Origin of the sequence: Streptococcus oralis (assembly GCF_026782285.1) — a bacterium.
GTDB classification, from domain to species: Bacteria; Bacillota; Bacilli; order Lactobacillales; family Streptococcaceae; genus Streptococcus; species Streptococcus oralis_CG.
The window spans coordinates 20398-41260 of record NZ_JAKUWG010000012.1 but is presented as its reverse complement, the minus strand read 5'-3'; the positions used below and the strand labels follow the sequence as shown (position 1 = coordinate 41260).

The 20863-nt window shown below is 41.8% G+C and carries 20 protein-coding genes; 19 read left to right on the top strand and 1 reads right to left on the bottom strand.

From position 1 onward, the window contains the following. Positions 1-487 (bottom strand): hypothetical protein (locus MK403_RS09315; RefSeq protein WP_412080617.1); only part of this gene is annotated, 487 nt, incomplete at its 3' end. Between the two features lie 79 nt (positions 488-566). On the opposite strand from MK403_RS09315, the gene MK403_RS09310 reads away from it, so the two are divergent. The 19 genes from MK403_RS09310 (at position 567) to nadE (ending at position 20810) form a co-directional block, all read left to right on the top strand. After that, positions 567-1205: an LPXTG cell wall anchor domain-containing protein gene (locus MK403_RS09310; protein ID WP_232191480.1), complete on the top strand. Its 639-nt coding sequence runs from the start codon at positions 567-569 to the stop codon at positions 1203-1205. Between the two features lie 458 nt (positions 1206-1663). Further along, positions 1664-3622 (top strand): peptide ABC transporter substrate-binding protein, encoded by a 1959-nt coding sequence (locus tag MK403_RS09305; protein WP_000748531.1) that lies wholly within the window; start codon positions 1664-1666, stop codon positions 3620-3622. Between the two features lie 145 nt (positions 3623-3767). Next, positions 3768-4862: a cystathionine gamma-synthase gene (locus MK403_RS09300; protein WP_000031983.1), complete on the top strand. Its 1095-nt coding sequence runs from the start codon at positions 3768-3770 to the stop codon at positions 4860-4862. A 7-nt stretch (positions 4863-4869) separates the two neighbouring features. After that, positions 4870-6036 (top strand): MalY/PatB family protein, encoded by a 1167-nt coding sequence (locus MK403_RS09295; RefSeq protein WP_268709668.1) that lies wholly within the window; start codon positions 4870-4872, stop codon positions 6034-6036. A gap of 92 nt (positions 6037-6128) precedes the next feature. Further along, entirely contained in the window at positions 6129-9224 is a 3096-nt protein-coding gene (locus MK403_RS09290) for a DEAD/DEAH box helicase (protein ID WP_268709667.1), read from the top strand. 47 nt (positions 9225-9271) lie between these two features. Continuing rightward, complete coding sequence (locus tag MK403_RS09285) at positions 9272-9883, top strand: cystathionine gamma-synthase (protein WP_173258665.1); 612 nt, start codon at positions 9272-9274, stop codon at positions 9881-9883. Positions 9884-9894: 11 nt separating this feature from the next. Next, a complete protein-coding gene (gene murC / locus MK403_RS09280) occupies positions 9895-11229 on the top strand; it encodes a UDP-N-acetylmuramate--L-alanine ligase (protein ID WP_000048080.1) in 1335 nt (444 codons plus the stop codon). A 9-nt stretch (positions 11230-11238) separates the two neighbouring features. Next, positions 11239-11706 carry a GNAT family N-acetyltransferase gene (locus MK403_RS09275; protein WP_268709666.1) on the top strand — a complete coding sequence of 156 codons (468 nt, stop codon included), beginning with the start codon at positions 11239-11241 and terminating at the stop codon, positions 11704-11706. Then, positions 11703-12191 (top strand): GNAT family N-acetyltransferase, encoded by a 489-nt coding sequence (locus MK403_RS09270; RefSeq protein ID WP_268709665.1) that lies wholly within the window; start codon positions 11703-11705, stop codon positions 12189-12191. Before MK403_RS09275 ends, MK403_RS09270 begins: the two co-directional genes overlap by 4 nt. Before the next feature lie 62 nt (positions 12192-12253). Beyond that, positions 12254-13960: an endolytic transglycosylase MltG gene (gene mltG, locus MK403_RS09265; protein ID WP_268709664.1), complete on the top strand. Its 1707-nt coding sequence runs from the start codon at positions 12254-12256 to the stop codon at positions 13958-13960. Between the two features lie 63 nt (positions 13961-14023). Further along, positions 14024-14506 (top strand): transcription elongation factor GreA, encoded by a 483-nt coding sequence (gene greA / locus MK403_RS09260; protein WP_000818755.1) that lies wholly within the window; start codon positions 14024-14026, stop codon positions 14504-14506. Positions 14507-14583: 77 nt separating this feature from the next. Further along, entirely contained in the window at positions 14584-15948 is a 1365-nt protein-coding gene (locus tag MK403_RS09255; RefSeq protein ID WP_268709663.1) for an amino acid permease, read from the top strand. Between the two features lie 99 nt (positions 15949-16047). Then, positions 16048-16458: a GNAT family N-acetyltransferase gene (locus MK403_RS09250; protein ID WP_268709662.1), complete on the top strand. Its 411-nt coding sequence runs from the start codon at positions 16048-16050 to the stop codon at positions 16456-16458. A gap of 59 nt (positions 16459-16517) precedes the next feature. Then, a complete protein-coding gene (locus tag MK403_RS09245; protein WP_268709661.1) occupies positions 16518-17114 on the top strand; it encodes an HAD family hydrolase in 597 nt (198 codons plus the stop codon). 147 nt (positions 17115-17261) lie between these two features. Continuing rightward, positions 17262-17471, top strand: coding sequence for a helix-turn-helix transcriptional regulator (locus MK403_RS09240; RefSeq protein WP_001107502.1), 210 nt, complete (start codon positions 17262-17264; stop codon positions 17469-17471). Then, positions 17461-17934 carry a DUF6773 family protein gene (locus MK403_RS09235; RefSeq protein WP_268709660.1) on the top strand — a complete coding sequence of 158 codons (474 nt, stop codon included), beginning with the start codon at positions 17461-17463 and terminating at the stop codon, positions 17932-17934. Before MK403_RS09240 ends, MK403_RS09235 begins: the two co-directional genes overlap by 11 nt. Next, entirely contained in the window at positions 17924-18412 is a 489-nt protein-coding gene (locus MK403_RS09230) for a DUF6773 family protein (RefSeq protein WP_268709659.1), read from the top strand. The genes MK403_RS09235 and MK403_RS09230 overlap by 11 nt, the downstream gene beginning before the upstream one ends. A 116-nt stretch (positions 18413-18528) precedes the next feature. Continuing rightward, complete coding sequence (locus MK403_RS09225) at positions 18529-19989, top strand: nicotinate phosphoribosyltransferase (RefSeq protein WP_268709658.1); 1461 nt, start codon at positions 18529-18531, stop codon at positions 19987-19989. Next, the gene (gene nadE / locus MK403_RS09220; RefSeq protein ID WP_268709657.1) at positions 19986-20810 is read left to right on the top strand and encodes an ammonia-dependent NAD(+) synthetase; all 825 of its coding nucleotides are present in this window, start codon (positions 19986-19988) and stop codon (positions 20808-20810) included. The genes MK403_RS09225 and nadE overlap by 4 nt, the downstream gene beginning before the upstream one ends. Positions 20811-20863: the final 53 nt, after the last annotated feature.

The following is a 20863-nucleotide window of genomic DNA, read 5'->3' as shown; positions in this document are numbered from 1 at the left end:
TTAGTGCTTCAGTATCAGCAAGCACAAGCTTGAGCAACAGCGTGTCTGCTTCAATCAGTGCTAGCCAATCAGCAAGCACAAGCATGAGCAACAGCGTGTCTGCTTCAATTAGTGCTAGCCAATCAGCAAGCACAAGCTTGAGCAACAGCGTATCTGCTTCAATTAGTGCTTCAGTATCAGCAAGCACAAGCTTGAGCAACAGCGTGTCTGCTTCAATCAGTGCATCTGAATCAGCAAGCACAAGCATGAGCAACAGCGTGTCTGCTTCAATTAGTGCGAGCCAATCAGCAAGCACAAGCCAATTAGCAAGCATAAGCTTGAGCAACAGCGTATCCGCATCAATCAGTGCAAGCCAATCAGTAAGCACAAGCATGAGCAACAGCGTGTCAGCGTCAATCAGTGCAAGCCAATCAGTAAGCACAAGCTTGAGCAACAGCATCTCAGCTTCAATCAGTGCATCTGAAACAGCAAGTAATGCTGGAGGCAATGCTTCAGCATCAGCAAGTGCATCATTGAGTAACAGTGTAAGTACATCTACATCACTTAGCGATAGCACTTCAAGCAGCTTGAGTACAAGTGCGTCACAACAATCTAACTCATTCAGCTATAGTAAAGGTGAACCAACAAGCGAGTCTAAACCAGAGTTTAACCTTCCTAGCTACCTTGAATCAGTAAGTGCAAGTGAGTCAGTTTCACTCAGCAAGTCAGTAAGTGTATCATTGAGCGATAGTACTTCAGCCTCAATCAGCGCAAGTGAGTCAGTCTCAACAAGCGCAAGCTTGAGTGACAGCGTGTCTGCATCAATCAGTGCAAGCAACAACTCAGGTAGCGGTTCAGGTTCAACAAGCACAAGCAATGGTTCAGGCGATGCCTCAACTTCAGCAAGTACTTCAGCAAGCTTGAGCAACAGCGTATCTGCATCAATTAGTGCATCTGAATCAGCAAGCACAAGCTTGAGCAATAGCGCAAGTACCTCAGCTAGCTTGTCTGACAGTGCTTCAATCTCAAGTGCATTGAACCACTCACAAGCTCCTGCACAACAACCTGCTGGACCAGGACGTTCAAACGGTAGAAAACTTCCAAATACAGGAACTGCAAGTAACCAATTTGCTGGTCTTGGATTAGGAGTAGCTGCCTTGGCAACTGCCTCTCTTCTTGGCAAGAAGAAGAAATCAGCAGCTTCTGAAATGGATTTAGAAGACTAAGTCCCAGAAATCGACTAAAATGAAATTGTTGATATCATTTTAGCGATGAAAACAAGAACCCCGGATAGCTCAAGGCTATCTGGGGTTTTTGGCTCTTTGTCAACTGTAGAGGGTGAGATCTAATTAAGCATGAGAGAGAATCAGATTGGTTCTCTCTTTTCTAACATTCAAAGTAACGAGAATTATCACTCTAAATGTTCTAAAGAACTTAATGATGTCTTACTGGTTATTAATCACTACCAAAGAGAATATCCAAATTACAAGACAGCTTTTAAAGCGCTTAGGAATAAGAGGTAGAAATATTACACTACTCATTGCATATACCTAACGAAATAGATAAAAATCTAAAATTTGTATAGAAAATAATATAATTTCGACCTTTTGTGACAGGAATTGCTTGACTAAATAAAACTAAAGCTGTATAATAAGGCAAATATCTAAAACAGGAGGTTCTGGAAATGAAAAAGTCTAAGGCCAAGTATCTGACACTGGCAGGTGTCGTGTTAAGCGCAGGTATCCTATTGAGCGCATGTGGGAACTCAGCAAGTTCATCTAAAACATATAACTATGTCTATTCTAGTGATCCATCTAGTTTGAACTATCTAGCAGAGAACCGTGCAACAACCAATGATATCGTTACCAATCTGGTAGATGGTTTGATGGAAAATGACCAATATGGTAACTATGTCCCATCTTTGGCAGAGGATTGGACTGTTTCCAAGGACGGTTTGACTTATACCTACAAACTTCGTAAAGATGCCAAGTGGTATACATACGAAGGTGAAGAATACGCACCTGTAACTGCTCAAGACTTTGTGACAGGTTTGAAATATGCTGCTGATAAAAAATCCGAAGCCTTGTACCTGGTTCAAGACTCTGTAGCAGGTTTGGATGACTATATCAACGGTAAAACAACTGACTTTTCAACTGTCGGTGTGAAGGCGATTGATGACCAAACAGTTCAGTACACTTTGACACGTCCAGAATCTTATTGGAACTCTAAAACAACTTCAACCATTCTCTTCCCTGTCAATGCAGATTTCTTGAAATCAAAAGGGGATGATTTTGGTAAGGTAGACCCTTCTAGCATTTTGTACAATGGACCTTTCTTGATGAAATCATTTGTTTCAAAATCTGTTATCGAATACAAGAAAAATCCGAACTACTGGGATGCTAAAAATGTCTTTGTGGACGATGTGAAATTGACTTACTATGATGGTAGTGACCAAGATGCCCTAGCTCGTAACTTTGTAGAAGGAGTCTACAGCTACGCGCGTCTCTATCCAAATAGCTCAAGTTTTGAAGGAATTAAAGAGAAGAACAAGGATAACATCATCTATAGTATGCAAACCGCAACTTCTTATTACTTGAACTTCAACTTGGACAGAAAATCTTATAACTTCACTTCTAAGTCCTCAGATATCGAAAAGAAATCAACACAAGAAGCAGTTCTGAATAAAAACTTCCGTCAAGCCTTCAACTATGCTTATAACCGTACAGCCTATGGAGCTCAATCTCAAGGAGAAGACGGAGCAACGAAGATTATTCGTAACCTAGTGGTACCTCCTACATTTGTAAGTATCAACGGAAAAGACTTTGGCGATGTTGTTTCAGAAAAGATGGTCAACTATGGTCAAGAATGGCAAGGAATCAACTTTGCAGACGCGCAAGATCCATACTACAATCCTGACAAGGCTAAAGCTAAATTTGCAGAAGCTAAGAAAGAATTGGAAGCTAAGGGTGTGCAATTCCCAATTCACTTGGATGTATCAGTTGACCAATCAGCTAAAAAAGGTGTACTTGAAGCAAGTTCTTTAAAACAATCCATCGAATCTGTTCTAGGAGCTGAGAATGTGGTTATTGATATCCAACAATTATCAACAGATGACTTCGATAATTCTAGCTACCTCGCTCAAACGGCAGCTCAAAAAGACTTTGATATCTATAATGGCGGTTGGAGTGCTGACTACTTGGATCCATCAAGCTATCTAGATATCCTAAATGTCAATAACGGCGGTATGTTGCAAAACCTTGGTCTAGAACCAGGTGAGGTCAATGACAAGGCTAAGGCAGTTGGACTTGATACCTATACTGAAATGTTGGAAGAAGCCAATAAAGAGCAGGATCCAGCGAAACGTTATGAAAAATATGCTGAAATTCAAGCTTGGCTCGTTGATAGCGCCCTTGCAATTCCAAACGTTTCCCTTGGTGGAACACCTAGCTTGAGAAAGACAGTTCCATTCTCAGCACCATTCTCACAAGCAGGAAATAAGGGTGTGGAATCATACAAGTACCTCAAGTTACAAGATAAGACTGTAACGGCTGATGAGTATGAAAAAGCTAAAGAAAAATGGCTGAAAGAAAAAGAAGAATCAAATAAGAAAGCTCAAGAAGAATTGGCAAAACACGTTAAATAACCAGTCTATTCAACAGGATAAACGATAGTTTCTCAGGAAGCTATCGTTTTTGTATAGTTTGAAACTATAACTAGCTCTTGAAAAGAAGAAAATGAGTTGGCGAAAATAAGTGGTACAATAGTTACTATAGATTTGGAGGTATTGTATGAGCAAAGAACTACACATCAACACAATTTTGGCCCAGGCGGGTATCAAGTCAGATAAGACGACAGGTGCCTTGGTGACGCCACTACATTTTTCAACAACTTATCAGCATCCAGAGTTCGGTCAGTCTACTGGATTTGACTACACGCGCACTAAAAACCCAACTCGCAGTAAGGCGGAGGAAGTCTTGGCTGCAATCGAATCAGCAGACTATGCCCTAGCGACGAGCTCAGGTATGGCTGCGATTGTACTGGCTTTTAGTGTTTTTCCAGTAGGAAGTAAAGTCTTGGCTGTGCGAGATCTTTATGGGGGGTCTTTCCGTTGGTTCAACCAAGTGGAGAAGGAAGGTCGTTTCCATTTTACCTATGCCAATACTGAAGCAGAGTTGATTACTGAGCTGGAAAATGATGTGGATGTTCTCTATATCGAAACGCCAACCAATCCTTTGATGTTGGAATTTGATATTGCAAAACTAGCCAAACTAGCTCATGACAAGGGTGCTAAAGTAGTGGTGGACAATACCTTCTACAGTCCGATTTACCAACGACCGATTGAAGACGGTGCGGATATTGTTCTTCATTCAGCAACCAAGTATCTAGCAGGACACAATGATGTCTTGGCTGGGGTGGTTGTGACTAATAGTTTAGAACTATATGAACAACTTTTCTACAATTTGAATACGACTGGTGCGGTCTTGTCACCGTTTGATAGTTATCAGTTGATTCGTGGTCTTAAAACTCTACCTCTTCGTATGGAGCGTTCTACAGCCAATGCCCAAGAAGTGGTTGCCTTTTTGAAGGATTCACCTGCTGTTAAGGAAGTGCTCTATACAGGTCGTGGAGGTATGATTTCCTTTAAAGTAGCAGATGAAAAACGAATTCCTCATATTCTAAACAGCTTGAAGGTATTTTCATTTGCTGAGAGTTTGGGTGGGGTAGAGAGTCTCATCACCTATCCGACGACGCAAACCCATGCGGATATTCCGGCAGAAGTGCGCCATTCCTATGGTTTAACAGATGATCTCTTGCGCTTATCTATTGGGATTGAGGATGCTAGAGATTTGATTGCGGACTTGCGCCAAGCTTTGGAAGGATAAGACAGATATGGGAAAATATGATTTTACAAGCCTGCCCAATCGTTTTGGACACCATACCTATAAATGGAAAGAAGTGGAAGCTGATCGAGAAGTTCTACCAGCCTGGATAGCAGATATGGACTTTGTGGTTTTGCCTGAGGTTCGACAAGCTGTACAAGCCTACGCAGATCAGTTGGTCTATGGCTATACCTATGCCAGTGATGCTTTGATTGAGTCGGTTCAGGACTGGGAAGCCACACAACACGGGTACTACTTTGACAAGGATGTCCTCGTCTTTATCGAGGGAGTGGTACCGGCCATCTCAACAGCTATTCAAGCCTTTACAAAAGAGGGAGAGGCTGTTCTGATTAATACACCGGTCTATCCACCTTTTGCCCGCAGTGTCAAACTGAACAATCGCAGATTGATTACCAATTCTTTGGTGGAAAAGAACGGTCTGTTTGAGATTGACTTTGACCAGCTGGAGAAGGAATTGGTGGAAGAGGATGTGAAGCTTTATATTCTTTGCAATCCTCACAATCCTGGTGGACGTGTTTGGGAAAAGGAAGTGTTAGAAAAGATTGGCCATCTCTGCCAAAAACATGGTGTTTTGTTGGTTTCAGATGAGATTCACCAAGATTTGGCCCTCTTTGGTCACAAACACCAGTCTTTTAATACCATTGATCCAGCTTTTAAAGACTTTGCCCTTATCTTGAGCAGTGCCACTAAGACCTTTAATATTGCTGGAACGAAAAATTCCTATGCTGTCATTGAAAATCCAAAGCTTCGTGTGGCTTTCCAAAAACGCCAGTTGGCCAATAACCAGCATGAAATTTCAGGCTTGGGGTATTTGACGACAGAAGCTGCCTACCGTTATGGTAAGGACTGGTTAGGAGAACTAAAAGAAGTTATCGAGGACCACATTAACTATGTAGTGGATGTTTTGGGCAACGAAACCAAGATTAAGGTCATGAAACCGCAAGGTACCTACTTGATTTGGCTTGATTTTTCAGCCTATGACCTAACGGATGACCGCTTGCAAGAGCTTTTGAAGAATGAAGCCAAGGTCATCTTGAACCGAGGTTTGGACTTTGGGGAGGAAGGAACCCTTCATGCTCGCCTCAATGTAGCCATGCCGAAGTCAGTACTGGAAGAGGTTTGCCAACGCATCGTGACCACTTTTGCTACACTTTAAAAATCCAGCCTTCTAGGATAAAAGTCTTCCTAGAAGGCTATTTTCGTAGGGGAAAATGTGGTATAATGAAAAGATAAGATAAAGGGGTAACTATGGCTAAATTGATTCCGGGAAAGTTGCGCATGGAGGGGGTTACACTCTATGAAACAGGCAATATTGAGATTATCAAGGAAAAAGGGAATCGCCTCTATACTCGTGTTGCGGGAGAAGACTTGCGCTACAGTTTAGAGGATGATCTGGTTTTTTGTGCTTGCGATTTTTTCCAAAAAAGAGGTTACTGTGTTCACCTCGCAGCGCTCGAGCATTATCTGAAGAATGATGAAGAAGGCCAAGTGATTTTACAAGCCTTAGAAAAAGGACATGAAGAGCAAGAAGAGGTCGAAACCAAGGTTAGTTTTGGTGGTAGTTTTTTGGAGCGTATCCAACCTCAGAAGAGAGAGAAAATCTACACTTTGTCGGCTCAAGGTCAGGTGGAAGCTGGGACCAATCGCCTCCTTTGGACTCTCCGAATCGGTTTAGTTGATAGTCAAAAATATTATGTCATTCGTGATATCCCTCTCTTTTTGAAGGTTTTAGTCCATCGAAAACCATATATGATTGGAAAATACTATGAAAATGACTTGTCTTGGGATGCTTTTGATACAGCTAGTCAAGATGTTCTTACTTTTTTATGTGGCTTGATTGAGGAGGGACTGAGTCAAGACCTCTTTTTCCCCAATCAAGGTCGTCACCTCTTTTTCCCTCTGACCTTTTTTGAGCAGGGAGTGGAGTTGCTGATGAACTTGGAGGATTTTCATTTTGAACATCAGATTACTAGTTATGAAAATCTTCTTTTTCATGATTTAGATCCAGAAGCAAACCTTTTCTCTTTTTCCGTGAAGGAGTATCCCGATTATTTTGAGATGGAAATTTCTGAGACTGAGCGAGTTAACGTATTCTATGGAGGGGCAGTTCTCTTTCGTAAGGGGAATCTTTATCTCTTAAACCCTAAACAAATCAGCTTACTAAAGGAAATCAAGGAGCTTCCTCAGGAGGAAAGAGGGGGGAAATGCCTCCAGTTTGACAACAGTGATCGTGATCGCCTAGCCGCCTGTTTGCCTTTGTTTGGACAGCTAGGAACAGTGTCTGCCCCCGAGCGTTTGCAAATCAGACCCTTTTCACCAATCTTTTACTTTGATAGGGAGGATGACGGCCGCATCCGCTTGAATATTCAGTTTGACTATGGAGATGTTAAGGTGACTAGTCGCCAACAGCTGGAACAATTACCTTTTTCAAGTGATGCTGTCTTGGAAAACCAACTATTTCAAGTCTGTTTAGGGGCTGGTTTTGAGGCTGATTTTCAGTCTTGGAGACAGGCTTTGAAGCCAGAGGCAGTTTATTCTTTCTTTCACCATACGATTCCAGCTTTTGAGAAATTGGGTCAGGTTTTCTTGTCTGATGAAATCAATCAGCTCTACAGCGTCCAAGCTCCTCAGGTTCAGATTGAGTCCAAGGGAGGACTGCTGGAAATTCAGTTTGACTTCCAAGGGATTGGTCAAGAAGAGATTGATAAAGCTCTTAAAGCCCTGACCAGTAATCAGGATTTCTATATCAGTTCTTCTGACCAAGTGTACTTTTTTGATGAGGAAACTAAGCAGATTCGTCAAAATTTGCAGGAACTGGGGGTTGAGCTAAAAGATGGTTCTTTTCAAGCGCGAAAATCTCTGGCTTACAGTCTGTCTCAGTTGTTTGAAGGTCGAGACAGGATTTCCTTCTCGGAAGAATTTCAGCATTTAGCTCATGATTTGACCCATCCAGAGGACTTTCCTTTGGGAGATATACGGGTGCAAGCGAGTTTGAGAGACTACCAGGAAAAAGGTGTCCGTTGGCTCCAGATGCTTCATCACTATGGCTTTGGTGGCATCCTAGCCGATGATATGGGACTGGGAAAAACACTGCAAACTATTGCTTTTTTGACCAGTCAGGTGACAGAAGACAGTCGGGTCTTGATTTTAGCGCCGTCAGGTTTGATCTACAACTGGGCAGATGAATTTAGAAAATTTGCCCCACAGTTGGATTTGGCTGTCGTTCATGGTTTGAAAGCGAATCGAGAAGCGATTCTTTCTGAAAATCACCAAATCTATGTGACTAGCTATGCCACCTTTCGTCAAGACAGCGAGCTTTATCAAGAGATGGCTTTTGATTTTCTCTTCTTAGATGAAGCCCAGGTCATGAAAAATGCCCAAACCAAGATTGCTCAGAGTTTGCGCCAGTTTGTGGTGCCAGCAGTTTTTGCTTTGTCAGGTACGCCCATTGAAAATCATTTAGGAGAGTTGTGGTCTATCTTTCAAATTGTGCTTCCGGGGCTCTTGCCAAGTAAAAAGGAGTTTATGAAATTACCAGCTGACCGAGTCGCGCAGTTTATCAAGCCCTTCGTCATGAGGCGTAAGAAAGAAGAAGTCCTGACAGAACTACCTGATCTAATCGAAGTCGTCTATAAAAATGAACTGGAAGACCAGCAGAAGGCCATCTATCTAGCCCAGTTGCAACAGATGCGAGACCGCCTAGCGCAAGTGACAGATCAAGAATTCCAGAGAAGTCGGGTAGAAATCTTATCTGGACTCATGCGTTTGCGTCAAATCTGTGATACGCCAGCCCTCTTCATGGACGATTACCAGGGAGCCAGCGGTAAATTGGATAGTCTCCGAGATTTATTGCTACAAGTGGCTGATGGTGGGCATCGGGTCTTGATTTTCTCCCAGTTCAAAGGAATGTTGGAAAAAATCGAGCAAGAACTCCCAGACTTGGGCTTGAACTCCTTCAAAATCACAGGTTCAACTCCTGCTCATGACAGACAGGAGATGACCAAGGCCTTTAACCAAGGGGAGAGAGATGCCTTTCTCATCTCCCTTAAGGCGGGTGGTGTTGGTCTTAATCTAACGGGAGCTGATACGGTTATTTTGGTTGACCTTTGGTGGAATCCCGCTGTCGAAGCACAGGCTATCGGAAGAGCCCACCGAATGGGGCAGGAGCAGATGGTCGAGGTCTATCGTTTGATTACCAAGGGGACTATTGAAGAAAAAATTCAAGAACTTCAAGAGCAGAAAAAACATTTGGTTTCCCAAGTTTTAGATGGTACGGAGTCGCGTGCGAGTCTCAGTCTGGCAGAAATTCGTGAAATTTTGGGAATTTCTGAAGCCAGCACTTGAAAAATCAAGACAATACGCTATAATGAAGTGTTGAAAGGAAATACAAAATGAAACAAGATCGATTTCCATTGGTGTCAGATGATGAGATCATGCTGACCGAAATGCCAGTCATGGACTTGTACGATGAGTCAGACTTTATTAGCAATATCAAAGGTGATTACCGCGATAAGAACTATTTGGAATGGTCTCCTATCAATGAGGAAGAAACCGTAGTTTCTCCAGTAGTTAGCAAGGAGCCAAAGCCAAGTCCAGAACCTAAAAAAGTTGAAAAAACGTATGCTGAATTGGCTCGAGAAGAGGCGCGTGCGGATTTGAAGAAGAAACGTTCAGCCAAGTATTTGACTCAGGATGTTAGTCATACCAGACGACACAATGGTTCAACACTTGTTCGTCAAGGAAACCAACCAACAGCACCATTTCAAAAGGAAAATCCAGGTGAGTTTGCCAAATTTAGTAAAAACTTGAGCCAGTCTCACTATATCTTAGCTGAGGATGTTGGGCAAGTGGCGACTCCAACTCCGAAAACCCAAACGGGAAAAGCTAAAAAGAACAACTATGATTTTCTAAAGAAGAGTCAAATCTATAATAAAAAGAATAAGCAAACAGAACAGGAACGTCAGGTTGCCCAAGAGTTGAATCTGACAAGAATTACTGAGTAGGGGAGAAAAGCATGTCAAAAACATATCATTTTATTGGAATCAAGGGATCAGGTATGAGTGCCCTAGCCTTGATGTTGCACCAAATGGGGCATAAGGTTCAAGGGTCAGACGTTGAAAAGTACTACTTTACTCAACGTGGACTAGAGCAGGCAGGGATTGCGATTCTTCCTTTTGATGAAAAGAACTTACAAGGTGATGTGGAGATTATCGCGGGGAATGCCTTCCGTCCAGATAACAACGTTGAAATCGCCTATGCAGATCAAAATGGTATTAGCTACAAACGTTACCACGAATTCCTAGGTAGCTTTATGCGCGACTTTGTCAGCATGGGAGTGGCAGGAGCTCATGGAAAAACTTCAACAACAGGTATGTTGTCACATGTCTTGTCTCACATCACAGACACTAGCTTCTTGATTGGTGACGGGACAGGTCGTGGTTCAGCCAATGCCAAATATTTTGTCTTTGAATCAGACGAATATGAGCGCCATTTCATGCCTTACCATCCTGAGTACTCTATCATCACCAACATTGACTTTGACCATCCAGACTACTTTACAAGTCTAGAGGACGTTTTCAATGCCTTTAACGACTATGCCAAACAAATTACCAAAGGTTTGTTTGTATACGGTGAGGATCCTGAGTTGCGTAAGATTACAGCCAATGCGCCAATCTATTACTATGGGTTTGAAGCTGAGGGCAATGACTTTGTAGCTAGCGATCTTCTTCGTTCTACGACTGGTTCGACCTTCACCGTTCACTTCCGTGGTCAAGAATTGGGACAATTCCACATTCCAACCTTTGGTCGTCACAATATTATGAATGCGACAGCTGTTATTGGACTTCTTTACACAGCAGGATTTGATTTGAACTTGGTCCGTGAACACTTGAAAACTTTTGCAGGTGTTAAGCGTCGTTTCACTGAAAAAATTGTCAATGATACAGTGATCATTGATGACTTTGCCCACCATCCAACAGAAATCATTGCAACCTTGGATGCGGCTCGTCAAAAATACCCAAGCAAGGAAATTGTGGCAATCTTCCAACCGCATACCTTTACTAGAACCATCGCCTTGTTGGATGAATTTGCTCACGCTTTGAATCAAGCAGACGCAGTCTACCTAGCGCAAATCTATGGATCAGCTCGTGAAGTGGACCATGGTGATGTCAAAGTAGAAGACCTAGCCAATAAAATCAACAAGAAACACCAAGTTATCACTGTTGAAAATGTTTCTCCACTCCTAGACCATGACAATGCTGTTTACGTCTTTATGGGTGCAGGAGACATCCAAACCTATGAATATTCATTTGAACGTCTTTTGTCTAACTTGACAAGCAACGTCCAATAAGGAAAACAGATGGAAATTCCAATCACTATAAGGCAAGCCACCTTATCAGATTTAGAAGAAATGTTGGCGATTGAAGAGGCCAATCCTTCGTTAGAAGAGGCACTTAGCCGCCAATCCTTAGAAGAGAGTATCCGCAAGACTGCGGGTACCTTTCTTGTAGCTGGGGATGAAAATCAGCTTCTGGGCTATGTTTTAGGAGAAGCTCAGTCTATTCATCCCAAATGGATAGAAATAAAATCATTGACCATTCATCCTGACTATTGGGGACAAGGGCTGGGAACTCTTCTTCTTGCAGCCTTGAAACAGGTGACTGTCGAGCTAGATTACCAAGGTATTCTTTTGCAAAGTCCTGATGAGTTACTATCATATTTTGAAATGAATGGCTTTGTTGAGGAAGAAGTGACAGGGAGTCATTATGGCAGTGGTTCTGAATGGTATCTGACTTGGGCTAATCCTTTTTATCAGGAGGAAATATGAAAATCAGACAAGCAAGATTTTCGGATTTAGATCGTATTTTAGAGATAGAGCTTGAGAATTTCTCCCTTGAGGAAGCCATTCCTCGTTCCGTCTTTGAGGCGCATTTACGTGAAATTCAGACCAGCTTTCTCGTCGCTGAAAAAGAGGGACGTATCCTTGGCTACATTGAAGGTCCGGTCGTCCCACATCGTCATCTACAAGATCAGTCCTTTACAGAAGAAATAAAAGACTATAGCCATAAACCTGGAGGTTATATTTCTGTGACCTGTCTCTCCATAGCTAAGGAAGCGCAAGCCTTGGGAGTGGGGAAAAAACTGTTAAGTGCTCTGAAGGAAGTCGCTTTAGAACATGAACGAGAAGGCATTAACCTGACTTGTCATGATTATCTTATCTCATATTATGAGAAACATGGTTTTGTCAATGAAGGACTATCCCAATCTACCTATGCAGGTGAGACTTGGTATAACATGGTTTGGAAGCCTTGAAAACAAGAAATATAGTTGGAAAAAGGTATCTTTTGTTGCTTTTCTGCGACTTTTAAGATATAATGTTATGGATTGCCAACAAGGAGGTAAAGCTTTTGAGCGAGAAATCAAGAGAAGAAGAAACATTAAGCTTTAAAGAACAGATTTTACGCGATTTAGAGAGAGTCAGAGAGAGAGAAAGAAGAGGAAAAGAGGATGAAAGTCCAACTACCCCACCAACCCCATCTTCTCAAGTAACTCCACCTGCCCCTTCTGAACAAGAATCAAATCTTGCCACAGAAGATTTAATGGCAGATTCTCTGTCAACTGTGGATGAAACCCTAAAAAATGCCCCAAGTGTGCCACCACGCCCAAGTTTTGAATCAAGCGAAGTGACAGCACCAGCACCAGAACCAGAAGAGTCAAAACTAGAAGAGCCTGCACCAGCCAAGATTGATGCTGTAGAGCCTAAAAAGGAAGAGAAAGAGTTTAATACTACTCCAACTAAAGTGGCTGTTTCCTATAAAACGGATGACAATAAAGAAGGATCAGTCCCTCCTGTTGTAGAGACTGTAGTACCTGCTCCAGTTGAGCAAGTTGATGATCTAGCGAATGCTCCACTACGCAGTCGTCGCGAAGGAACAAAGCCAGCTAAGAAAAAGAAGAAATCAAAAGCGAAAGGCTGCTTGCTAACTTTCTTAGTTCTTCTAGTGCTCGTAGGTGTTGGTGGCTTCTTTGGTTATGGTTATGTTCAAGAATCTTTGAAACCAGTTGATGTGAGCTCTAAGGACTACGTAACGGTTCAAATCCCAGAAGGTTCAAATGTTCAAGAAATTGGGAGCACTTTGGAAAAATCTGGTTTGGTAAAACATGGACTTATCTTTAGTTTATATGCTAAATATAAGAGTGCAGACTTAAAATCAGGTTATTACAACTTGAAGAAGAGCATGAGTACAGATGAATTGATCCAAGAATTGCAGAAAGGTGGAACTCCTGAACCACAAGAACCAGCTCTTGCAAGCTTGACAATTCCAGAAGGATATACTTTGGAGCAAATTGCTCAAACGGTAGGTCAACTTCAAGGTGACTTTAAAGAGCCGCTTACAGCGGATGCCTTCTTAGCAAAAGCTCAAGATGAAACCTTCATCTCTCAAGTAGTCGCCAAGTATCCTAACCTACTAGGAAGTCTACCAACAAAAGACAGTGGCGTTCGTTATCGCCTAGAAGGTTACCTTTTCCCAGCAACTTATACCATCAAAGAAAGCACTACAGTTGAAAGTTTGATTGATGAGATGTTAGCTGCTATGGATAAGGCCTTGTCACCATATTACGCTACGATCAAAGAAAAGAATCTGACAGTCAATGAATTGCTCAGTATCGCTTCTCTTGTTGAAAAAGAAGGTGCCAAGACAGAAGATCGCAAGAAGATTGCTGGTGTCTTCTATAACCGCCTAAATCTCGGTATGCCGCTTCAAAGTAATATCGCTATCCTGTATGCCCAAGGCAAGCTTGGTCAAAAGATTAGTCTAGCGGATGATGCTGGAATTGATACGACGATTGATTCACCTTACAATGTTTATACACACCTTGGCCTCATGCCTGGACCAGTAGACAGTCCAAGTCTGGATGCCATCGAAGCAAGTGTAAACCAGACAAAGAGTGACTACTTATACTTTGTAGCCAATGTCGAAGATGGTAAAGTGTACTTTGCAACGACCAAAGAAGAACATGATCAAAACGTTGCAGAACACATCAATAGCAAACTAACCCAATCAAGTAGTTCAAACTAAAATTATGTGGTTTTCCACATAATTTTGTTTTAAAAACAAATTAAGAAAAGAAAGTTGAGAAAAATGGCAGAAAAAACTTACCCAATGACCCTTGAAGAAAAGGAAAAACTAGAAAAAGAATTAGAGGAGTTGAAACTCGTTCGTCGTCCTGAAGTGGTAGAACGTATCAAAATTGCTCGTTCATATGGAGACCTTTCAGAGAACAGCGAGTACGAAGCAGCTAAGGATGAGCAAGCTTTTGTTGAAGGACAAATTTCAAGTCTAGAAACAAAAATCCGCTATGCTGAAATCGTTAATAGCGATGCAGTTGCCCAAGATGAAGTGGCTATCGGTAAGACTGTAACGATCCAAGAAATCGGTGAAGATGACGAAGAAGTCTATATCATCGTCGGTTCTGCAGGTGCAGATGCTTTTGCTGGTAAGGTTTCAAATGAGAGCCCAATTGGACAAGCCTTGATCGGCAAGAAGACTGGTGATACAGCGACCATCGAGACACCAGTTGGTAGCTATGATGTCAAAATCTTAAAGGTTGAAAAAACAGCCTAAATAGAATGAAAAAGGAGTAGTAGAGGCTTTGCCTTGCTCAACTCCTTTTTGGTTTTTTGAATAAAATAGGAGACTATATGAGTGAAAATAAGAAAAAAAATAAGATGGATCGTGGATTAACCAATCGCCATGTTCAGGTGATGGCTATTGCGGGAACAATCGGAACAGGTCTTTTCCTAGGTGCCGGTCGTTCTATCAGCCTTACTGGGCCTTCTATCATCCTGATTTACATGATTACAGGAGCCTTTATGTTTTTGATGATGAGGGCTGTTGGGGAGATGCTGTATCAGGATCCAGAACAACATACTTTTATCAACTTTATCACCCGTCATTTGGGGAAAGGCTGGGGGTATTTCTCAGTTTGGTCTTATTGGTTGTCTGTCGTCTTTATCGGTATGGCAGAAATCACTGCGATCTCACATTATGTTCAGTTTTGGTTTCCTAGCTGGCCTAGTTGGCTGATTCAGATTGTCTTTTTAACGATTTTGGCCTTAGTCAATCTGATTGCGGTTAAGCTCTTTGGAGAAGTCGAGTTTTGGTTTGCTATGGTTAAAATTGTGGCTATTTTAGCTATGATTGCAACGGGAGCCTTTATGGTTTTGACAGGATTTGAGACACCGCATGGTGCTGCAAGTTTGGCAAATATCAGCAATCAGTTCTCTCTTTTCCCAAACGGTGTTATGAACTTTGTCATGGCCTTTCAAATGGTATTTTTTGCCTATCTGATGATTGAGTTTATCGGAGTGACAACCTCTGAAACCAAGAATCCTCGTCAGGTTTTGCCAAAAGCAGTTAAAGAAATTCCCCTCCGAATTGTCTTCTTCTATGGTGGAGCCCTATTAGCCATTATGTCTATCATTCCCTGGAAAGAACTTGCTTCTTCAGATTCACCATTTGTAACGGTTTTTGAGCTAGCAGGTATCAAGTGGGCGGCAGCTCTGATTAACTTCGTTGTTTTGACGTCGGCAGCATCTGCTCTTAATTCAACCCTCTATTCAACAGGGCGACACCTCTACCAGATTGCCCATGATTCACCCAATCGCTTTTTAAAAGCGATCAAGGCAGATACTCTTTCTCGTCATAATGTTCCGCAAAATGCCATTATTGCCTCAGCAATCTTGATTGCTCTAGCTGCCTTTATCAATGTTTTGCCAGGTGTTTCCGATGCCTTTGCTTTGATTACGGCGTCTTCATCAGGTGTTTACATCGCGATTTATATCTTGATCATGGTGGCCCATCTCAAATACCGCAAGTCACAAGACTTCATGGCGGATGGCTACCTCATGCCTCAGTATCGTTTCTTAAATCCTTTAACCATGCTCTTCTTTATCTTTGTCTTTGTAACCCTCTTTTTACAAGAGTCTACCTTCATGGGGGCAGTTGGTTCTGCTATCTGGATTATCGGTTTCGGAATTTATAGCCAGTGGAAATTTAGGAAATAAATCATGAACTCATCAACTTTGATTGGTGAGTTCTTTTTAGTTTGACAGTCTATTGAAATAAGATTATAATCAAGCTGTAACAGTTCGAAGGAGGTTTGGATGCACTTTAGATTGGAAAATAAAGCGTCCCAGAAAGCGCAAGAAATAGGGAATTTGATTCGTGCTTATAATCGTTCCAAAAGAGAAGAGGCTGAAAGTGAGCCACTGAATCTTTATGTCGAAGACGAAAAGGGCAATCTCATGGGGGGCTTAGTAGCTGAGACTTTCGGAAATTGGTTGGAAATCGAGTATTTGTTTGTGAAAGAGGAATTGCGAGGACAAGGAATTGGTTCAAAACTATTGCAACAGGCAGAAAGTGAAGCTAAGCATCGAAACTGTCGTTTTGCTTTTGTCAATACTTACCAGTTTCAAGCGCCAGATTTTTACCAAAGGCATGGCTACAAGGAGGTCTTTACCTTGCAAGACTATCCCTACACAGGGCGAAGATACTATTACCAAAAAGATTTGTAAGGTGAAAATGGAGAAATATAATAGAGAGTAATTCTTCACATAACCAAGGAGGTGGGCTAATGGACATAATACTAGATATGGGCAACGTCTTATTAGAATGGAACAAGGATAAGATTTTGCAAGGCGTTTCGGAGATGAAGAAAGATTATCTGATTTTAGATAAGACCATTTTTCAGTCGGGGCTTTGGGAAAGATTAGATCTTGGTACCATGACGAGAGAAGAATTAGTGCTTAAAGTTGTGTCAATGATTGGCAGGACCTATCAAAAGAAGGTCGAAGAAGTTATCTGGAATTGGCCTAGCTACATTGATATCTATACGGAAGTCTTTCCTGTCTTGTTAGAACTAAAGAAAAAGGGGCATCGCATCTTTGTCTTGTCCAATACCTCAAAGGTATTTTATGACTTGCTGGATGAGCAATTATCTCCCTTAAAGGAGGTTTTAGATGGTTTTGTCCTATCCTGTGATATAAAAGCTATAAAGCCTGATTTGGCAATGTTTAAGAAGATTCTCGACAAATACCAGTTAGATCCTACACACTGTGTCTTTCTAGACGATATTGAGGACAATACAAGCGCAGCTGAAAAATTGGGCATCAAGGCCTATCAGGTCAAGAAAAGAAGTGATGTCGTCGATATTTTGAAATCCTATATTTAAATTCAAAACTCTCTATTTTCTGTGGTAGAGAGTTTTTTTGTTAATAAAATCTTACAAAATGACATTTATATATTGCATTAAGTTAGATATATGGTATAATGTTTTTAAAAGAAGCGCAACTTTTTAAAAATGTGAAGGAGGACGCTAGTGGCTAAAAATTTAAAATTAAAATTAGCTCGGGTGGAGCGTGATTTAACACAAGGGGATTTGGCAGAAGCTGTAGGTGTTACTAGGCAGACTATAGGCTTGATAGAAGCGGGAAAATACAATCCTAGTCTCTCCCTCTGCCAGTCCATTTGCAGATGCTTAGGAAAAACATTAGACCAACTATTTTGGGAGGAAGAAGATGAAAAGTAGAAAAAAACTTGTGATCAAAGATGAACGTACGGAAAAATTGGATGGAAAGATTTCAGGAGAAATTCTCTTGGGAATGTGCCTATTTTTGGCACTGGAAATTTTTGCCAAAGTTTATATTTTCAATTTAACACTTCAGTCCTATTTGCCAGAATTACTTTTATTGATTGGAGTTGGTTTGTATGCCATTATTCGCCGCATGTATGTAGGAATTGATATTCGAGATATTGTTGAGAATACTGGAAAAGAAAGAATTTTATCTGCTTTGGGATTTTCCATAGTGGTTTTATTGATTGATATCGTAGGCAATCGCGAGGAACTGGTCAGTCTATTGACTTGGAAGTACTCCCTAAAAGTAGTTCTAGCAGTTATCATCTATCTCGTTGGGAGTTATTCTATGGACCGAGTTATCCTATACTTGAATCGCAGAAATCAGCAAGTTTGGGAGGAAGAAGATGAAAAATAGATTTTTTTATTATCAATTACTAGACGAAAGAGAAGAACAACTGTTTAACAAAGCTGGGACAGAGACTTTTTATATGTTTATCGGGCTCATTCTGCTAAGTTATTTGGTGGCTGTATTAGCACCTGCTCTTTTTAATCCTAATATTCTTCTGGTTACCCTTCTTTTAGGAATTTTCTTCTTTTTCAATCGTGCACGACAACTTGGAGTGACCTACTATAGTCGTTTTCATTTTACGATTTTGGGATGCTTAGTAGTGACTCTTGCAATTACAGCCATCTTGATGCTACAGAACTACCAGTTCAATATTGAGATTTATCAGCATAATCCTTTGAATTTTAAATATCTGTCTGCTTGGATCCTTACTTATCTTCTCTATCTTCCATGGGTTTTTATTGGAAACCTTACTTTAAGAAATTTTGGAGAATGGGCTCAAAAAAAGTTTGAGCAAGATATGGATGAACTGGAGAACGGAGAATAGCTTGTTATCTTTTTATCAATCTCGGTAAAATGTGTTATAATAGTACTAATTTATCGGACGGTGTGAAAGTGGTAGAATACGTTCATACCTTTGTAAAGTAGGAAGAAGGAAAACAGATGTATCCAGATGATAGTTTGACATTGCACACGGACTTGTACCAGATCAATATGATGCAAGTTTACTTTGACCAAGGGATTCACAATAAAAAGGCGGTCTTTGAGGTTTACTTCCGCCAGCAACCGTTTAACAACGGCTATGCAGTTTTTGCTGGTTTGGAAAGAATTGTACATTATCTTGAAGACTTGCGCTTTTCAGATAGCGATATTGCCTACTTGGAGTCGCTTGGCTATCATGGGGCGTTCTTAGATTACCTCCGCAATCTCAGGTTAGAACTAACGGTTCGTTCCGCTCAGGAAGGGGACTTGGTTTTTGCTAATGAGCCGATTGTACAGGTTGAAGGCCCTCTAGCCCAATGTCAGTTGGTCGAAACGGCTCTCTTAAACATCGTTAACTTTCAAACCTTGATAGCGACTAAGGCAGCACGTATTCGTTCGGTCATTGAAGATGAACCCTTGATGGAGTTCGGGACACGTCGTGCGCAAGAAATGGATGCGGCTATCTGGGGAACACGAGCAGCGGTGATTGGTGGCGCCAATGGAACCAGCAACGTGCGTGCTGGTAAGCTATTTGATATTCCTGTCTTGGGGACTCATGCCCATGCCTTGGTACAAGTTTATGGAAACGACTATGAAGCCTTCAAGGCCTATGCGGCGACCCATCGTGATTGTGTCTTTCTTGTGGATACCTATGATACCCTTCGCATCGGTGTGCCAGCTGCTATTCAGGTGGCGCGTGAACTGGGTGATCAGATTAACTTTATGGGTGTGCGGATTGACTCTGGGGATATTGCCTACATTTCCAAGAAAGTCCGTCAGCAACTGGACGAGGCTGGATTCACAGAGGCTAAGATCTATGCTTCTAATGACCTAGATGAAAATACGATCCTCAATCTCAAGATGCAAAAGGCTAAAATTGATGTCTGGGGTGTGGGAACCAAGTTGATTACAGCCTATGACCAGCCTGCTCTTGGTGCAGTTTATAAGATTGTGGCTATTGAAGATGAAAATGGTCAGATGCGCAATACCATCAAACTGTCTAATAATGCGGAAAAAGTGTCGACCCCAGGTAAGAAACAGGTGTGGCGCATTACCAGTCGTGAAAAAGGCAAGTCAGAGGGTGACTACATCACTTATGATGGTGTTGATGTTGCCAGCATGACTGAAATCAAGATGTTCCATCCGACCTATACTTACATCAAAAAGACTGTTCGTAATTTTGATGCCGTTCCTCTCTTAGTGGATATTTTCAAAGCAGGAACATTAGTTTACAACTTGCCTAGTTTGACTGACATTCAGTCCTATGCTCGCAAAGAATTTGACAAGCTTTGGGATGAGTATAAACGGGTACTCAATCCGCAACACTATCCAGTGGACTTGGCGCATGATATTTGGCAGGATAAGATGGACTTGATTGATAAGATGCGCAAGGAAGCCCTTGGTGAAGGAGAAGAAGAATGAGTTTGCAAGAGACCATTATCCAGCAACTGGGCGTCAAACCAGTGATTGATGCCCAGGAAGAAATCCGTCGTTCGATTGATTTCTTAAAGAGATACTTGAAAAAACACCCCTTCCTTAAAACCTTTGTACTAGGGATTTCTGGGGGTCAGGACTCAACCTTGGCAGGGCGCTTGGCGCAATTAGCAATGGAAGAAATGCGAGCTGAGACAGGAGATGACAGCTACCAATTTATCGCTGTCCGCCTGCCATATGGCGTGCAAGCTGATGAAGCAGATGCTCAAAAAGCTCTTGATTTCATCCAGCCAGATGTCAACTTGGTTGTGAATATAAAGGAATCAGCTGATGCAATGACAGCAGCAGTTGAAGCGACAGGAAGTCCTGTTTCAGACTTTAACAAGGGCAATATTAAAGCTCGTAGTCGTATGATTGCCCAATATGCTCTTGCGGGTGCCCATAGCGGAGCGGTTATTGGGACAGACCATGCCGCGGAAAATATCACAGGCTTTTTTACCAAGTTTGGTGACGGTGGTGCGGATATTCTCCCTCTTTACCGCCTCAATAAACGTCAAGGAAAACAACTCTTGAAGGAGCTTGGTGCAGACCCAGCCCTTTATGAAAAAATCCCAACAGCAGACCTAGAAGAAGATAAACCAGGGCTGGCTGATGAAGTCGCCCTTGGAGTCACTTATGAAGAGATTGATGACTACCTAGAAGGCAAAACAATCAGCCCAGAAGCCCAAGCGACTATCGAAAACTGGTGGCATAAAGGACAACACAAACGCCACCTACCAATCACCGTATTTGATGACTTCTGGGAGTAAAAACCTCCAGTGGAGGTTTTTACCCTGAGCCTAGAAATGAGAAAGCGAAGAAG

What these genes read in the sequence shown, in the direction of transcription:
- MK403_RS09305 (WP_000748531.1), top strand. Translation starts at nt 1,664, where the DNA reads ATGAAAAAGTCTAAGGCCAAGTATCTGACACTGGCAGGTGTCGTGTTA.
- MK403_RS09300 (WP_000031983.1), top strand. Translation starts at nt 3,768, where the DNA reads ATGAGCAAAGAACTACACATCAACACAATTTTGGCCCAGGCGGGTATC.
- MK403_RS09295 (WP_268709668.1), top strand. Translation starts at nt 4,870, where the DNA reads ATGGGAAAATATGATTTTACAAGCCTGCCCAATCGTTTTGGACACCAT.
- MK403_RS09290 (WP_268709667.1), top strand. Translation starts at nt 6,129, where the DNA reads ATGGCTAAATTGATTCCGGGAAAGTTGCGCATGGAGGGGGTTACACTC.
- MK403_RS09285 (WP_173258665.1), top strand. Translation starts at nt 9,272, where the DNA reads ATGAAACAAGATCGATTTCCATTGGTGTCAGATGATGAGATCATGCTG.
- murC (WP_000048080.1), top strand. Translation starts at nt 9,895, where the DNA reads ATGTCAAAAACATATCATTTTATTGGAATCAAGGGATCAGGTATGAGT.
- MK403_RS09275 (WP_268709666.1), top strand. Translation starts at nt 11,239, where the DNA reads ATGGAAATTCCAATCACTATAAGGCAAGCCACCTTATCAGATTTAGAA.
- MK403_RS09270 (WP_268709665.1), top strand. Translation starts at nt 11,703, where the DNA reads ATGAAAATCAGACAAGCAAGATTTTCGGATTTAGATCGTATTTTAGAG.
- mltG (WP_268709664.1), top strand. Translation starts at nt 12,254, where the DNA reads ATGTTATGGATTGCCAACAAGGAGGTAAAGCTTTTGAGCGAGAAATCA.
- greA (WP_000818755.1), top strand. Translation starts at nt 14,024, where the DNA reads ATGGCAGAAAAAACTTACCCAATGACCCTTGAAGAAAAGGAAAAACTA.
- MK403_RS09255 (WP_268709663.1), top strand. Translation starts at nt 14,584, where the DNA reads ATGAGTGAAAATAAGAAAAAAAATAAGATGGATCGTGGATTAACCAAT.
- MK403_RS09250 (WP_268709662.1), top strand. Translation starts at nt 16,048, where the DNA reads ATGCACTTTAGATTGGAAAATAAAGCGTCCCAGAAAGCGCAAGAAATA.
- MK403_RS09245 (WP_268709661.1), top strand. Translation starts at nt 16,518, where the DNA reads ATGGACATAATACTAGATATGGGCAACGTCTTATTAGAATGGAACAAG.
- MK403_RS09235 (WP_268709660.1), top strand. Translation starts at nt 17,461, where the DNA reads ATGAAAAGTAGAAAAAAACTTGTGATCAAAGATGAACGTACGGAAAAA.
- MK403_RS09230 (WP_268709659.1), top strand. Translation starts at nt 17,924, where the DNA reads ATGAAAAATAGATTTTTTTATTATCAATTACTAGACGAAAGAGAAGAA.
- MK403_RS09225 (WP_268709658.1), top strand. Translation starts at nt 18,529, where the DNA reads ATGTATCCAGATGATAGTTTGACATTGCACACGGACTTGTACCAGATC.
- nadE (WP_268709657.1), top strand. Translation starts at nt 19,986, where the DNA reads ATGAGTTTGCAAGAGACCATTATCCAGCAACTGGGCGTCAAACCAGTG.